Genomic DNA, 13,667 nt, shown 5'->3' with positions numbered 1-13,667 from the left:
CCATGCCCGAAGACATCCGCTGGCAGCAAAGGTTTGCCAATTTCAGAAATGCCTTTGCGGAGCTGCGCCATGCCGCCGACCTGTCTCAGCAGCGGGAGCTGAGTATGCTGGAAAAACAGGGGCTGATTCAGGCCTTTGAATATACCCACGAGCTGGCATGGAATGTGATGAAGGATTTTTTTCTTTATCAGGGCAACAGTGCCATACGGGGTTCACGGGATGCCATCCGTGAAGCCTTCAAATACGGTCTGATTGAGGACGGAGAAAGCTGGATGGAAACCATTCAGACAAGAAATCAGACCTTACACACCTATGATCGCCGCATGGCAGAGGCGGTGGTGGAAACGGTTCTCGGCAGTTACTGCGGCCTTTTCAGGGAATTTGAACGCAGGATGGAAGAGATTGAGCGGGAAGAAGATGGAAGGGGATAGGGCCTTTGGTCTGCCGGACGGCGTTCTTGCAAAAATCATTGAAGCGGTTTTTGCATGTGAGGGTGTGAGAGAGCTTCTTCTCTTTGGCTCAAGGGCAAAGGGCAATTTCCGAACCGGATCAGATATTGACCTTGCCCTTGTGGGAGAGGGGCTGACCCTGAAGGATCTGAACCGTATCCGTGTACGGCTGGATGATCTCTGCCTTCCCTACACCATCGACCTTGTGGACTATGGAAATATTCAGGATCTGCGGGTAAAGGCGCACATTGACCGCAAAGGCATTGTGCTGGCATCCCGGAATGAAAAAAAAGCGGTTCCCTTTTGCCAGTAAGATTCTGTTTGTGACAACAATGCAGGAGAAGCTATGACTACCTTTATGCCCTATGAAAACGAGACCACGGAATTTAAGCGTCAGCTAACGGATTCCCTTGAAAAAGAAGTCGTCGCTTTTCTCAATTCAGGCAGGGGCGGTGATATCTATATCGGCGTTGAGGATGATGGAACAATCGTGGGAGTTCAAAATCCCGATAAGTTACAGCTGGCCATCATTGACCGGATACGCAGCAACATTCTGCCGACAACCCTTGGATTTTTCGATGTTGTTACTACAGAACTTCAAGGACTGCCTGTTATCCGTATTATTGTGGCACGGGGAACGGAAAAACCTTACTACATCAAAAAATATGGCCTGTCTCCGGCTGGAGCATATATTCGTGTGGGGACGGGTGCCCAGCCGCTCACCACAGAAATGATTGACCGTCTTTATGCTTCGCGAACCCGTAACTCCCTGAGAAATATTCCGTCTCCAAGGCTGAACTTAAGTTTTAACCAGCTTAAAATTTACTACGATGAAAAGGGGTTTACCGTAAATGACTCCTTTCTGGAGAATCTCGACCTCTACACTCCCGATGGCAGGCTGAACTATGTGGCCTATCTGATGGCGGACCAGAACAGTGTGTCAATCAAGGTGGCAAAATACGCAGGTACAGACAAGGTGGAGCTTATGGAGAATGAAGAGTACGGGTACTGCTCTCTTATCAAGGCAACCCATCGGGTTCTGGACAAGCTTGAGATCGAAAACCGGACCTTCACAAAAATTTCAGGAAGGGCAGAGCGTTTTCAGAAACGCATGGTGGATGCACGGGCTCTGCGCGAAGCCTTGATTAACGCTGTGGTTCACAATGATTTCACACGGGAGGTTCCCCCTGTTATTGAATTTTATTCTGACAGGCTCTCCATCACTTCCTATGGAGGTCTGGTGGAAGGGCTTTCCATGGAAGAGTTTTTTGCTGGCCGCTCCATGCCCCGTAACCGTGAAATCATGCGCATCTATCGGGATCTGGATCTGGTGGAGCAGCTTGGTTCGGGGATGAACCGCATTTTGTCGGCCTATTCTCCCGATGTCTTCAAAATCAGTGACAATTTTCTGGAGGTTTGTTTTCCCATTGAAGGGACTTTGGAATCTTCAAATAAAGGGACTCCTGATGAAATATCGGAAAAAATGACAGCAGCCCAAAAGTGGGGTGAAAAGTACGGTGAAAAGTGGGGTGAAAATGAAAAGGCCGTTATGGAATGCATGGTGCAGGACAGGAAGGTCAGTATTTCAGCCATATCAGATAAAACAGGTCTGAGCACCTCAGGGGTAGAAAAGATCCTTTCCCGGTTTAAAAAACGGGGGATTCTCAGGAGAATCGGCCCGGCCAAAGGCGGATATTGGGAAATAGGAAAAACACAGAAGGAAAGCGCCTTTTCCCCACAACTCCCTCTTTTATCCCCATATATCAGGAGGCCCCAATGAAAAAACTGCTCCTGCTCATCGGTTTCCTCACACTTAGCGGTTGTCTGGGTATGCCCCAGTCCGTCCGGCCCGTTTCGGATTTTGAGCTGAACCGCTACCTTGGAAAATGGTACGAGATTGCCCGTCTGGATCATTCCTTTGAAAGGGGACTGAGCCATGTCAGTGCGGAGTATGAGTTGAGAAAGGATGGGGGTGTCCGGGTTTTGAACCGGGGCTTTCTGGCATCGGAAAACCGCTGGAAAGAGGCCGAGGGCAAGGCTTATTTTGTGGGCAGCACCTCGGAAGGATATCTGAAAGTCTCCTTCTTTGGCCCCTTTTATGGCTCCTATGTGATTTTCGGGCTGGACCATGAAAACTATCAGTATGCCTTTGTTTCCGGGCCAAAAACAAAGTATCTCTGGCTTCTCTCCCGGACTCCTGCCGTAGAACCGGAAATTCTTGCAAAATTCATCGAAATTTCCAAAGCCGCCGGTTTTGACACGGATGCACTGATTTTTGTGAATCATAACTGATGGTGAGTAGTCTTCACCATTCCCCGGTACAGAACCGTGCTTGCCTGCCAACAAGGTTGGCAATGGCAGGGATGTTGGCGCAAATGAAGGCATCTGGTCTGTTCTGTTGTTCTTGCAAATTCTTGAAATCAAAACGCTTTATAGTGTGGCATGAAGTGTGCTCTTGTGCAGTGTGCTGGATTGATATGGTTTTTTGGGATCAACAGATCAGGGAGGTATGTCCATGAATACGCTTATTCCGCTCCGTTTTACGCTTTTTTGTACAGGCCGGGTTCTTGTCCTCATTGCTGTGGTGACACTTATGACCGCAGGACATCTTTTTGCCCGGACCCTCATCTGTAAAGACAACCCCGACTACTTCAGTAAGCGTTGTACCCTTCACCCCTACGCCGTTACCCGGGTTGTGGATGGTCAGGTCGTAAAGGGCCATCTTGTGGGGTGTCAGTTTAAATCCTACACCTGCATGGGCGGGGTATGCAGTGATAATTACGGACATTCCGAGATTCCTTATGACATTTCCATGGATGATCATCAGGGGTTCTGCAGTCTGCTCTGCAACAATCCTTCCTGCAATGATCTTCTGGGGTGGCAGTAATCTTTTTAAATCTCCACCGCTTTGTAGTGTATTCGGTACACCGGGATATTATCTGACATTTTAATAAAGGGATCTGATTATGAAAAAAATGAAGGTACTGCTGCTTAATCTCCTTCTGGCTCCGGTCCTGATCCTCATGGCCGCTCCTGCTTCCCATGGCGCAACAGGCACCTACATTGACTGTATCCATGGCTGTCCTGATCTGATTGTCTGCACCAGTTGCTGTAATCAGGTTTTCAGCTCCATTCTGGCGACATGCAATGCCAGCCGTGATCAGTGTGAGGCCCTCTGTCCTCCGGGAAATATGGACTGCCTTGGTTCCTGTATGCACGCCAGAAATAATTGCCTTATTAAGGACATACGGGATTTCAGTTGTCCGCAGTGGGTGGAAGACAGCTCGAAATCCGGTCTGGGCAGCGGAACAGGCACCGATATTTTTTTTAAGAGAAACGCTCCCCAGTCCGGTATGTCCATAAGATCCAGTGAATGTCAGTCCTGTCACTCGCGGTGAAGTTCAACCATCTTTTTCTGATAATTAGTATTCATCCTTATATAGTAGGGGAGGAGTATCATGGGAAAAATGTGGATAAGCCCATTGAAATCGGGTGCCATTGTATTCATGCTCTGTCTGACCTGGCTTATAATGTCCGGAGATGTTTATGCCAGTCGATTTCTGGACAACGGAAATGGGACTGTGACGGATTTGCAGACCAACATGATGTGGACCAGCCAGCCCATACCAGTTGGTGAGGTAGGCTGGAATAGGGCGGTTTCGGCGAGTCAGTCTTTCAGTATCTCAGGCATTGGCGGCTGGAGACTGCCGGAAAAAGATGAGCTTGTTATTTTTTCCCGTGCCCTGCGGGAAGAGCCCTTCCCTTCCGTAGCCTGGCCCACCTGCTGGTCCGGTACGCAGGATACGGAAGTAAAGGATAATGCCTTCTACGTCTACATGAAATTCAGTACTGTTTATAGTGCCAGCATGTGGTCATCCAGACATTGCGTCTGGCCCGTGCGAGCCAGTCAGTGACGGGAGAAGGATCAGTTACCTTCAGGAAGTATGCTGCACCTGTTCCCGTTTTTCTCAAAGGAGTCTTTATAAATGAACTTAGTCCCCGTTTCTGGGAAATTTTATTATAAGGCCTGCAAAATACGCTTGTATTTATTTGGAAAAAAGGAAAATTCATTTTAAATGGAACTGTGAATGGCTAAAAAAAAGCAGAAAAAAGCAGAGTTTGTCAAATGGATGGGGCCTTTGCTGGATGCGCTGCGTCAGCTTGGTGATTCCGGAACCCCAAGGGAGGTGTCGGATCTTATTGCTGTGAACCTTGGTCTGCCCGATGAAAAAAAGAGGAGCTGATGGAAAGCGGCACGCCCAGATTCCATAATCAGGTCTGCTGGGCAAGGCAGTACCTTGTGTGGGAAGGTTTTATTTCTGCGGAAAAAAGGGGCGTCTGGCAGTTGACCGGAAAGGGAAGGGATGCCTTTCTCACTGAGGAAGATGGCCGGATTCTTTTTAAAAAATGGGTTGAGATCAATACCAGACAGCGCAAGGCAAAGCAGGATGCCGTTTCTTCTGAGGACGCACAGGAAAAGCAGGACGATAGTAACGGGGAAAAAACTGAGGAGCCAGAAGATGAGTATCCCCACAGGGAAAAACTTCTGAATGTACTCAGAAAGATTTCTCCGGACGGTTTTGAGCGTCTGTGTAAGTATATCCTCAGGTTATACGGCTTTGAGAATGTTCAGGTGACACCCAAAGGCAAAGATGGCGGCATTGATGGTTACGGTACGCTGAAGCTGAATCCCTTTGTGAGCTTTAAGGTTATTTTCCAGTGCAAGAGATATCAGGGGACCGTATCCAGAGCCCAGATAGGGGATCTACGTAATGCCATGCTCGGAAGAGCTGACAAGGGAATCATGATCACAACGGGCAACTTCTCAGAGGATGCCAAGCGGGAAGCTGACAGGGAAGGTGCTCCACCCATTGAGCTTATTGATGCTGAAACCCTGATTGAAATGATGGAAAAAGAGGAAATTGGCTTAAAACCCAGAACGGTTTATGATGTGGATTATCCGTTTTTTGAAAAGTATATGGAATAAAAATGGAATTTTTTCAGATGGATTTTGGTTCTGATGCCTATGCCATAGCATGGGGAGCTCAGCAAGTGTTCCGGGACTCCAGACGCCAGCGTCATCGGAAGCCAGATTTTGTTGGGCAGCGCACGGGAGACTCGGAACTAAGGGCAGCCTGAGGCCCCCGGTTCTCCCATGAGCAGCCGGTTTTTGGGGGTAATGGCCGATGGAATGGCAGCGGTATAAATGTCATATCCAGCCGCCCGGAGTTTCAGTGCCCTGACCGCATCCACGGCCAGATCCGGCGGCATCCATGGGGTAAGGCCGCCCGTGTCACAGGTCTCAAGATCGTGGCAGCAGGGCAGCACGGCCACTCTGGTACGTGCAGCCACAGCCCTCGTCAGAATGATGTCAGTCAGGCAGCCGCAGGCATGGGCGGAGACCACAAGATCTTCAGGTATAAGCTCAATTTCTCCCATGTCACGGGCTTCAAAGCCGATCCGGTCCTTCAGAAAGGGCCAGGTTTCGGTCATGGCGGCAAACAGCGCTTCGGCACTTTTGGGTATCCGGGTATCCACAGCCAGACCTGAGGGGGATGTCTGGTCCAGAATCAGCAGGATCTGGGCCAGAAGGCCGTGACCGCAGGCCAGATCTACCACCCTTCCCCCCCGGAATCGTCGTCGTACCCTTCTGGCCATTTCCCAGGCCTCGTAGAGTTCTTTTCTGGGCAGGACGCCAGCCCGGCAGACGGTCCGGGCAATGCGGCAAAAAAGGGTGTCTTCAGGGAACAGATCCTGATGCATGGGCATGAGACGGTTTTTGCTGGAAAGTTTCATGTAAGATTTTCCGGTGACATGGTTTTTATCCGGCCCACAATGAAGGCAGGATTTCTTCATAAAATGCCCCTGACTTTTGTTCTGTCTGTCCTGACTACCACCAAAGGCAACGAGGAAAACCGCAGGGGCGTATGTATATATCAGCAAGGCATAAAAATATAGCTTTATTTCAGTATATTATGCAGTGCATTGTAAAAGATTCTATATGATTGTACGAAATAACTGGTATCTGGTTCATTGATATTCCCATGAAGGCTTTGCCCGAGACTGAATCCTGAATGTATCGCCAGACTCAGCTGACACCTCATCTTCTCTCTCAAAAACTTGAAGATTGAGTGAGAAGATTCCGGTACCGGAGACCTTTGTACACTGGCCTATCCCTTGCGGCCCTTGTGTTCCACACACCTTCAACTCTTTCTTCATCCGGATATGCCCATGAAAAAGATCGACCTTGCCACATATAAGCGAAGGGGAATGTTTGCGGCCTTCAAGGACCGGGACATTCCATTTTTTTCAACTTCAAGCCATATTGACATAAGCAATCTGAAAAAAATTATTGATGACCAAAGGTGCGGTTTTTTTCTGTCCATCAGCTTTCTGATCACAAAAGCCGTCAATCTTGTGCCGGAACTGCGGCATCGGGTCATTAATGGGGAGCTGTTTGAATTCCAAAGGATTGATCCGGGTTTTACAGTGCTTTTGGAAGATGAGACCTTCTCCTTTTGTGATTCCCGGTATTTTGAGGCTTTTGAGGAGTACCGGAGATATTCGGAAATAAAAATTCAGGAGGTGAAGGAATGTCCCGACCAGAGCACCGGGGAAAAACACCACATGTTTTTCATCACCAGTCTGCCATGGTTCAGTTTTACATCCATTGTGCATCCCCATGACAGGCTGTATGGTTACATTCCTGTGGTGAGCATCGGAAAATATTTTCAAGAAGGCGAGAGGCTCCTGCTTCCCGTCGGAATTCAGGTCAATCATGCGTTGGTGGATGGTATCCATGTGGGTAAATTCTATCAGCATCTGTCGGATATGTGTGAGTGTTCGGAGCTTTGGCTGTCCGTATGAAGGGGGCGGGATCAGAGGGTGTCAGGTCGGATAGGAATGGCAGCTGTATCCTTGCTGCGGTGCCTGTTCGTTTTTTACATATTTTAAAGATCAGGAGGAAAAATGGCAGGCAGTCTGTCCCCTCAGGGTGTGAAAAACGCCACCCTTTCAACGTCTCCGCTGCTTTATGCCGTAGACGAAGCCCCGCCGGAGTGGATGAGTGTGTTTCTTGGTGTGCAGATGGTGGTGCTTGTCCTTGCTCCCATTGCCGTGACGCCCATTGTGGTGGCCCGCATGGCTGGGATCGATCCCGGAGAATACGGCTGGATTATTTTCGCCTCCCTTCTTGCCAGCGGCATCGGCACCATGATACAGGTCCGGCGTTTTGGGGTTGTGGGTTCAGGCTATTTTCTGGTGATCGGTTCTTCAGGCTCTTTCATCGCCTGCGGACTTGCTGCGGCCCAGATGGGCGGTATGGCCCTTGTGGCCACTATGGCTGTGCTGAGTGCACCTTTGCAGCTCTTTTTTGCATGGTTTCTGGGGCCTATGCGCCGCATCATCACCCCGCTGGTGGGCGGGGTGGTTATCATGCTCATTGTGGTGAGTGTTCTGGGTATCTCTCTGGACATGATGGCTAATACATCTTCTTCTGCCCCGTCCCTGTACAGTTTCTGGGTATCCGCCGCCACCCTTGCCGTGATTATGGGACTGGCCGTGTTCGGTAACAGGCATCTGCGGCTCTGGAGTCTGGTAATTGGTCTGCTGGTGGGAACCCTTGTGGCTGCGGGTCTGGGGCTTACGGATTTTTCAACCGTAGGACAAAGTCCCTGGCTGGGGTTACCCAAAGGCCAGTGGCAGGGTTTTGCCTTAGATTTTAGACCTGAATGGATCGGTCTTTATCTGGCTTTTGTCATGGTGACCATTGTGGGTTCGGTGGAAACCCTCGGGGATGGCATGGCTATTCAAAGGATTTCCGAGCGTAATTTTCGTAAAGTGGATTATGAGCGGGTACAGGGAGCCATGTACGCCGATGGTGTGGCCAATGCCGTGGCGGGTGCGCTGGGAACCCTGCCCAATACCACCTACTCCAATGCCATCGCCGCAGTGCAGCTCACGGGGGTAGCCTCCCGGCGGGTAGGGCTGTATGTGGCCATTTTCTTAGGACTTCTTGCTTTTTCTCCGAAAATTTCTGCCCTCATTACAGCCATTCCTTCCCCTGTTGTGGGTGCCTTTCTCTTTATTCTCCTTGCCATGCTCTTTGTCACGGGCATTCAGCTTGCCGCCTCCGAAGGTCTCAATTATGAAAGCGGTGTGATCATCGGCGTTTCCTTCTGGATGGGTTATGTGTTTCAGAACAGACTTTTTTTTGCGGATCTCATGCCCGTCTGGCTGGAGCCTTTTCTCAACAACGGCATAGCCGCAGGTGGCCTTTTTGCCATTGTGCTGAGCCTTCTTTTTCAGATGAAGCCCGCGGGCAGGGCCCGGCGTGTGTTTTCCCGTCAGACGGCAGCCATGACAGATCTTCAGGATTTCATTAATGAATATGCCGCAGTCCGGAGAATACCCGTGCAGGCTCTTCAGCGTCTGCACCTCACCGCAGAGGAGCTTTTCATGCATCTGTGCGGATCGCAAGCCTTCAAGGGCCCTGAGCTTCAGGTGCTGCTGCATTTTTCAGACGGCAGGATTCATGTGGAGTTTGTGGAGGTCTCGGATCTTAAGGATCTGGATTTTATGGTGGAGGAGGCGGGTGAAAGGGTCCATTCCCTTGATCCCGATCTGCTGGGCCTTCGGATTCTTGATCGTTTTGCCTCAGGTTTGCGGCATCTGCGTATCGGTGGAGTGAATTATATCTCTTATCATCTGGCTGTTGATTAGGGGAAGTGAGCGGCCCCTTTTATTCTTGAACATTTATTTTGGGGAAATGGGATGGCAGTGAGCCCTTATGTTCTTTTGAGGATTATCAGGGATAACTGGCTTCTGGTTATGCTCACTTCTGTGCTTATTATGCTGATGTGGGGGCGTCCTGAAAAAGCGCTGGAGCTGGATAACTTTGTACACTGGCCAACCATTGCGGCCCTTGCAGGCCTGATGATTCTCAGCCGGGGGCTGGAAGACAGCGGTATGCTGGCCAGAGCAGGCCATCTTCTTCTGCGCTGGGTTTACGGTCAGCGGCGGCTGGCCTGTGTGCTGGTTTTGTTTTCTGCCCTGCTGTCTGCCATTGTCACCAATGATGTGGCGCTCTTCATTGTGGTTCCCCTTACACTGGCCCTGCGGACCGTAACGCCGCTTCCCATTGGCCGCATGGTTATCTTTGAAGCCTTTGCCGTGAATGCGGGTTCTGCCATCAGTCCTGTGGGTAATCCCCAGAATCTTTTTCTTTGGCAGGCTTCGGAAGCTGGTTTCATTGAATTTCTTTTTGCAATGATGCCCCTGAGTGCCATGCTTCTGCTGCTGGTTCTGATTCTGATTCCCTTTGCCTTTCCTGCAATGCCCATTGAGTCCGCAGACCTTGGTGATTCCCGGCCCGTTAAATTACCCATGGCTGTTGTTTCCCTTTTATTTTATCCTGTTTTTCTTTTCATGCTGGAGCAGGGCTGGGCACTGAGTGCTCTGGGGCTTATCACTCTTGTGTATCTTGTCTGCTGGCGCGGTGTGCTGCGGGGGGTGGACTGGCTGCTGCTGATGGTATTTGTGCTGATGTTCATGGTGACTGGCCTTCTGGCCTCTTTGCCATGGATGCATGGTGCTGCCGGGCTGGCGGCAATGTTGCCGGGCGGTATTTTCACATCCGCCATGCTGCTTTCTCAGGGGATTTCCAATGTGCCAGCGACCCTTTTTCTCCACCATTTTACCCATGACTGGCAGCTTCTTGCATGGGGAGCCAATGTTGGAGGATTCGGTCTGGCCATAGGGTCCATGGCCAACCTCATTGCCCTGCGGCTGGCCAGAAACTACAAGCTATGGTGGGCCTTTCATTTCTGGTCCCTTCCGCTTCTGATCATGGGCTGGCTTGCGGGCGTGATTTTATTAAGATGGCCCCTTCACTTTTTATAAGCTTTTATGCCGGTGCATAGGCTTGAACGTCCTTCAACAAATATTTTTTACTGGTGTATGTCTTCCCCTCCTGCTGTCATTTAAACCCGCTTATGGGTATATGGGATATTCATTGGAGGGATAAGGCCAGTTCTTTTCAGGACTCCAGAAGCGACTGCCATGTGGGTTTTTCAAGAAAACTGCCGGGAACTTTTTTTTCCATTTCAAGAAACATGGTCCAGGGAAGGGCAAAGGAGAGAATGTCTTTACCAAGAAGGGTGCGGACAAATTTTCTTGCGGAGAGATCTGTCAGGCCAATAATTGCTCTCGGCTGATGGGATTTTCCTTCTTTAAGTGGCAGAATACCTATGGTCTGGCATCCCGCAGCCCATGGAACAAATACGTTTTCTATACCCTGTCTGGCATAATTGGCCAGGGTGGTAAGGGCGGAAACCTGATCCGCAGTAACGGGAAAAATAATGGTTTCAGGAGTTTCTGTGGCAGGATTTACTTCGGAAAGGGGTTTTAAAATTACGTATTCTTTTTCTACATCAGTGATGGGAAGATTCTCTATGAAGTCTCTAACAAGTTCAGGAGTTTCCCGGTAGGCTTCTCCATTGAGAAAATCTTCCGTAAATGCTTTTCCTGCAACGCTTTCCAGAAAAGCACCGACTTCTTTTCCCTTGTCCCACTGGCTGTTGCCCGAAGAAAGAAAGTAGGTGAAGCAGTCCTGCCCTCCGGGAAAATCCTCGTAAGCATTGCCAAAGCCAAGACCCACGCCACCACCCCAGCAGCCATAGGTTCTACGGGTAAAAACGGCTGTTTTTCCTTTCACCGCATTGGCAAACATCAACATAACACAGCCCCATTTTCCCTCTTTAAACTGCAGGGCATTTTCCGGTTTTTCATCGGAGAGAAGCAGGGCAACTGGGCTGGATGTCAGGTGGATGGCACGGGCGATTGTGGATTCCATAAACCGTCCTTTCTTTGGATGTGTTGATTCATTTTTTCAGGTAAAAGAAGTCTAACTCGAAATCTGTTTCAGGACAAGACCTGTTCGAAGAGAAGGTAGATATATTAAAAACCTATCTGCAGTCTTGCATTCAGGTTGGCTGATATTGTATGATATTTGAAATTTTAAAAATACATCTATCACCTTGGTTCAGGCCTGAAGTCAAGTATATTTATTTTATAGAAATACAGTAAAGGGATATCTGCATTTCGGGTTGAGGGATGCGCAGCACGAACCTGTGGCCTGCCTGCGCCTATCAACAGATCTGGAAAAAAGGGGCCTTCTTTTTTCCAATCGTGGGAGGAGAACATATGACCATAGATAAGCTGCTCATGCTGGTTGAAGATGACCCTGAAATCAACGCATCACTTGAACTTTTAGCACTTCGATATTTTGGAGCTGATACGGATGTGGAGCTATGTGTGGGACAGAACATCCAGCAGATCATTGATTTACTGGCAGGTTATGTTGAAAGCATTCCGCAGGCTAAACTTTATGCCGTTCTGGATTATAACCTCAGCATCAATCTTCCCGGAGAACAAAAACCCGTTGAAGCACTTTTTTATCATGCCCACTTCCGGCATTTTCTGAAAAACGGAGGTATTATTATCATTTATAATGGTTATCCTGAACAGCTTCGTCAATCCAATGAGATTCTTGCAACTCCCTCCCGATATCCGGATATTGCCTTTTTTACCGCAGAAAAGGCAAAGGTTGCCATGGAAGATATCTTCAAGATCATAAAAGCCGCCGTCCCTGAAAAACTTCCTGAGATCCGCCGACAGGCAAATCACTTTCAGCATGATCTGGAGGCCATGCTGCATGCCATACGAACCCGGAAAGAGAGCATGCGTACCTGATAAGGTGTTTTCCGGTGGAGTAGCCTGAATTCAGATCAGAGGAGAAAGATGGGGGCGAATAACAGGTATAACAGAAGCGAAGAAAAAAGCGATGTCATCAAGACTATTGAGAAGCTTCTGGAGGATCAGAATCCAGATCTGGAAGCCTTGCGTGGGGGAAGCGCATCCCTGTTGGTGGAGCACAAAGCCCTTGTCAGAGAATACAGGATGCTTCACAGAATATGTACATGGCAACAGGAAAAACTAGGGGTCAGTGAGGAAAAGCTTCGGGCTTATGATGAGCTTTTCACTGTACTTAAAGACAAGTCCAGTAAAGTTCAGAAAATTAATCTGAAGCTTATGGACGCCAATGCGGAACTCAGTGAAAAGCAAAGACTTCTTGTTCGTCTTCTTGGAGAAGTTTCCAGGATGCAGCTTGCGGGTGACAGGCATGCCCTGCGTAATATGGCCCAGCTTAGCATGGAAAGGGAAAGATTCAGGGTCATTGAGGCTATCTCAAATCAGGTGGCCCTTCTCCATAATGCTTATTTTTCAGATAAAGAGGCAAGGAATTATCTTATCGCATCTTGTGCTCCCTTTGGTATTTCTGAAATAATGTTGAAGGATTCTGATGCTGTCCGGGAACAGCTTTTAGAGCTTGTTCTGGATATACCGGAGGGATATGACGAAAAAAAAACTGAGATGCTTCCGCTAAATCCGGGAGATGATTTTCTGGCTTCCCTGTTTCCGGATGAAATCTGTTTTTCCAGAGCTTATGACGAATATGAAAAAGTCCGTGGGAGTTTCCGGAGTCGGAACCTGCCGGATCTTTTGCTTAAGGCCGATATCTTCGGGCTTTTTTTTTCCGTCCTTGAAATCCATAAATGGATACGGGAAATGAACCGACGTTTCAGTGCCATGGATAATATCAAAATACAGGAACCCGTCCTTCTCTCCGAAGCTCTGCGCCTTGCTGCTCAGCAGGCTGTTCATGAAAAAGATCTGGAAGTTTTCATACAGGAAGATATTCAGCATGATCCGCTTTTCAACACAAGCAGAAATGCCTTTATTTTCATGCTCAGAGATCTTTTTTACAACGCCATGGAAGCAGGAGCTACAAGGATTCACATTTTAAGCCTTGATCCGGGGAAAGAAAGAATGTTGATCTCTCACTCTCTTCCCCATGGGCCGACACCTGTTCTTTATCTGTGTTTTGAAGACAATGGTGAAGGTATGTCACGGAGCCATATTGGCAGAATAAACGGATTTCTTTCGGGTAAAACAAAGTACAGTGATACCCTTTCCGGTAAAAAGCAGGGAGGACTTGGTACTCGGAACCTCAAGACCTTTCTTCCCCTCCATGATGCTTCCTGTATCTATGAAAGCGAAGGTTGCGGTACCAAGGTACATCTTTATTTTGCCCGTACCGCCATTTGACGGGAATGAACGTCAGGCTTCGCAGGGAGAAAATGCCTTTGTGATCGCCAG

At 48.9% G+C, this 13,667-nt stretch carries 17 protein-coding genes; 15 read left to right on the top strand and 2 right to left on the bottom strand.

All coding sequences use genetic code 11. The annotated features are described in order from the left end of the window. The first annotated feature begins 2 nt into the window (after positions 1-2). The 10 genes from FIM25_RS05290 to FIM25_RS17020 all read left to right on the top strand — a co-directional run bounded on the left by FIM25_RS05290 (position 3) and on the right by FIM25_RS17020 (position 5,588). Complete coding sequence (locus FIM25_RS05290; protein ID WP_139447041.1) at positions 3-431, top strand: nucleotidyltransferase substrate binding protein; 429 nt, start codon at positions 3-5, stop codon at positions 429-431. Beyond that, positions 418-762 carry a nucleotidyltransferase family protein gene (locus FIM25_RS05285; RefSeq protein WP_139447080.1) on the top strand — a complete coding sequence of 115 codons (345 nt, stop codon included), beginning with the start codon at positions 418-420 and terminating at the stop codon, positions 760-762. The genes FIM25_RS05290 and FIM25_RS05285 overlap by 14 nt, the downstream gene beginning before the upstream one ends. Before the next feature lie 33 nt (positions 763-795). Further along, entirely contained in the window at positions 796-2,229 is a 1,434-nt protein-coding gene (locus FIM25_RS05280) for an RNA-binding domain-containing protein (protein ID WP_139447039.1), read from the top strand. Next, positions 2,226-2,741 (top strand): lipocalin family protein, encoded by a 516-nt coding sequence (locus FIM25_RS05275; RefSeq protein ID WP_139447037.1) that lies wholly within the window; start codon positions 2,226-2,228, stop codon positions 2,739-2,741. The genes FIM25_RS05280 and FIM25_RS05275 overlap by 4 nt, the downstream gene beginning before the upstream one ends. Positions 2,742-2,964: 223 nt before the next feature. After that, entirely contained in the window at positions 2,965-3,336 is a 372-nt protein-coding gene (locus FIM25_RS05270) for a hypothetical protein (RefSeq protein ID WP_139447035.1), read from the top strand. A 79-nt stretch (positions 3,337-3,415) separates the two neighbouring features. Continuing rightward, positions 3,416-3,847, top strand: a complete 432-nt coding sequence (locus tag FIM25_RS05265) for a hypothetical protein (protein ID WP_139447033.1) — start codon at positions 3,416-3,418, stop codon at positions 3,845-3,847. A gap of 60 nt (positions 3,848-3,907) precedes the next feature. Continuing rightward, complete coding sequence (locus FIM25_RS05260; RefSeq protein ID WP_139447031.1) at positions 3,908-4,363, top strand: Lcl C-terminal domain-containing protein; 456 nt, start codon at positions 3,908-3,910, stop codon at positions 4,361-4,363. A 174-nt stretch (positions 4,364-4,537) separates the two neighbouring features. Beyond that, on the top strand, positions 4,538-4,693 hold the full coding sequence (locus tag FIM25_RS17285) for a hypothetical protein (RefSeq protein ID WP_218961276.1): 156 nt from the start codon (positions 4,538-4,540) through the stop codon (positions 4,691-4,693). After that, positions 4,693-5,436, top strand: coding sequence for a restriction endonuclease (locus FIM25_RS05255; RefSeq protein WP_218961275.1), 744 nt, complete (start codon positions 4,693-4,695; stop codon positions 5,434-5,436). The genes FIM25_RS17285 and FIM25_RS05255 overlap by 1 nt, the downstream gene beginning before the upstream one ends. A 2-nt stretch (positions 5,437-5,438) precedes the next feature. Continuing rightward, positions 5,439-5,588, top strand: a complete 150-nt coding sequence (locus FIM25_RS17020) for a hypothetical protein (protein ID WP_179953178.1) — start codon at positions 5,439-5,441, stop codon at positions 5,586-5,588. Here the strand turns inward: FIM25_RS17020 and FIM25_RS05250 are convergent. Then, positions 5,574-6,245, bottom strand: a complete 672-nt coding sequence (locus FIM25_RS05250; RefSeq protein ID WP_139447029.1) for a methyltransferase — start codon at positions 6,243-6,245, stop codon at positions 5,574-5,576. The two genes, FIM25_RS17020 and FIM25_RS05250, sit on opposite strands and share 15 nt — an antisense overlap. 435 nt (positions 6,246-6,680) lie before the next feature. Here FIM25_RS05250 and FIM25_RS05245 point away from each other — a divergent pair, with 435 nt between their 5' ends. The 3 genes from FIM25_RS05245 (at position 6,681) to FIM25_RS05235 (ending at position 10,349) form a co-directional block, all read left to right on the top strand. Further along, the gene (locus FIM25_RS05245) at positions 6,681-7,316 is read left to right on the top strand and encodes a CatA-like O-acetyltransferase (RefSeq protein WP_179953177.1); all 636 of its coding nucleotides are present in this window, start codon (positions 6,681-6,683) and stop codon (positions 7,314-7,316) included. A gap of 102 nt (positions 7,317-7,418) precedes the next feature. After that, on the top strand, positions 7,419-9,170 hold the full coding sequence (locus FIM25_RS05240; RefSeq protein ID WP_139447025.1) for a uracil-xanthine permease family protein: 1,752 nt from the start codon (positions 7,419-7,421) through the stop codon (positions 9,168-9,170). Positions 9,171-9,221: 51 nt separating this feature from the next. After that, positions 9,222-10,349: an SLC13 family permease gene (locus tag FIM25_RS05235; RefSeq protein ID WP_139447023.1), complete on the top strand. Its 1,128-nt coding sequence runs from the start codon at positions 9,222-9,224 to the stop codon at positions 10,347-10,349. 136 nt (positions 10,350-10,485) lie between these two features. Here the strand turns inward: FIM25_RS05235 and FIM25_RS05230 are convergent, their stop codons facing one another. Beyond that, positions 10,486-11,301 (bottom strand): DUF169 domain-containing protein, encoded by an 816-nt coding sequence (locus FIM25_RS05230; protein WP_139447021.1) that lies wholly within the window; start codon positions 11,299-11,301, stop codon positions 10,486-10,488. A gap of 350 nt (positions 11,302-11,651) precedes the next feature. Here FIM25_RS05230 and FIM25_RS05225 point away from each other — a divergent pair, with 350 nt between their 5' ends. Both FIM25_RS05225 and FIM25_RS05220 read left to right on the top strand, forming a co-directional pair. Then, on the top strand, positions 11,652-12,200 hold the full coding sequence (locus tag FIM25_RS05225) for a hypothetical protein (RefSeq protein WP_139447019.1): 549 nt from the start codon (positions 11,652-11,654) through the stop codon (positions 12,198-12,200). Positions 12,201-12,248: 48 nt separating this feature from the next. Then, positions 12,249-13,616 carry an ATP-binding protein gene (locus FIM25_RS05220; RefSeq protein ID WP_139447017.1) on the top strand — a complete coding sequence of 456 codons (1,368 nt, stop codon included), beginning with the start codon at positions 12,249-12,251 and terminating at the stop codon, positions 13,614-13,616. Positions 13,617-13,667: the final 51 nt, after the last annotated feature.

The organism is Desulfobotulus mexicanus (assembly GCF_006175995.1).
In the GTDB taxonomy this organism is placed as follows: Bacteria; Desulfobacterota; Desulfobacteria; order Desulfobacterales; family ASO4-4; genus Desulfobotulus; species Desulfobotulus mexicanus.
This window is presented reverse-complemented; position numbering and strand designations above follow the sequence as displayed.

What these genes read in the sequence shown, in the direction of transcription:
- FIM25_RS05290 (WP_139447041.1), top strand. Translation starts at nt 3, where the DNA reads ATGCCCGAAGACATCCGCTGGCAGCAAAGGTTTGCCAATTTCAGAAAT.
- FIM25_RS05285 (WP_139447080.1), top strand. Translation starts at nt 418, where the DNA reads ATGGAAGGGGATAGGGCCTTTGGTCTGCCGGACGGCGTTCTTGCAAAA.
- FIM25_RS05280 (WP_139447039.1), top strand. Translation starts at nt 796, where the DNA reads ATGACTACCTTTATGCCCTATGAAAACGAGACCACGGAATTTAAGCGT.
- FIM25_RS05275 (WP_139447037.1), top strand. Translation starts at nt 2,226, where the DNA reads ATGAAAAAACTGCTCCTGCTCATCGGTTTCCTCACACTTAGCGGTTGT.
- FIM25_RS05270 (WP_139447035.1), top strand. Translation starts at nt 2,965, where the DNA reads ATGAATACGCTTATTCCGCTCCGTTTTACGCTTTTTTGTACAGGCCGG.
- FIM25_RS05265 (WP_139447033.1), top strand. Translation starts at nt 3,416, where the DNA reads ATGAAAAAAATGAAGGTACTGCTGCTTAATCTCCTTCTGGCTCCGGTC.
- FIM25_RS05260 (WP_139447031.1), top strand. Translation starts at nt 3,908, where the DNA reads ATGGGAAAAATGTGGATAAGCCCATTGAAATCGGGTGCCATTGTATTC.
- FIM25_RS17285 (WP_218961276.1), top strand. Translation starts at nt 4,538, where the DNA reads ATGGCTAAAAAAAAGCAGAAAAAAGCAGAGTTTGTCAAATGGATGGGG.
- FIM25_RS05255 (WP_218961275.1), top strand. Translation starts at nt 4,693, where the DNA reads ATGGAAAGCGGCACGCCCAGATTCCATAATCAGGTCTGCTGGGCAAGG.
- FIM25_RS17020 (WP_179953178.1), top strand. Translation starts at nt 5,439, where the DNA reads ATGGAATTTTTTCAGATGGATTTTGGTTCTGATGCCTATGCCATAGCA.
- FIM25_RS05250 (WP_139447029.1), bottom strand. Translation starts at nt 6,245, where the DNA reads ATGAAACTTTCCAGCAAAAACCGTCTCATGCCCATGCATCAGGATCTG.
- FIM25_RS05245 (WP_179953177.1), top strand. Translation starts at nt 6,681, where the DNA reads ATGAAAAAGATCGACCTTGCCACATATAAGCGAAGGGGAATGTTTGCG.
- FIM25_RS05240 (WP_139447025.1), top strand. Translation starts at nt 7,419, where the DNA reads ATGGCAGGCAGTCTGTCCCCTCAGGGTGTGAAAAACGCCACCCTTTCA.
- FIM25_RS05235 (WP_139447023.1), top strand. Translation starts at nt 9,222, where the DNA reads ATGGCAGTGAGCCCTTATGTTCTTTTGAGGATTATCAGGGATAACTGG.
- FIM25_RS05230 (WP_139447021.1), bottom strand. Translation starts at nt 11,301, where the DNA reads ATGGAATCCACAATCGCCCGTGCCATCCACCTGACATCCAGCCCAGTT.
- FIM25_RS05225 (WP_139447019.1), top strand. Translation starts at nt 11,652, where the DNA reads ATGACCATAGATAAGCTGCTCATGCTGGTTGAAGATGACCCTGAAATC.
- FIM25_RS05220 (WP_139447017.1), top strand. Translation starts at nt 12,249, where the DNA reads ATGGGGGCGAATAACAGGTATAACAGAAGCGAAGAAAAAAGCGATGTC.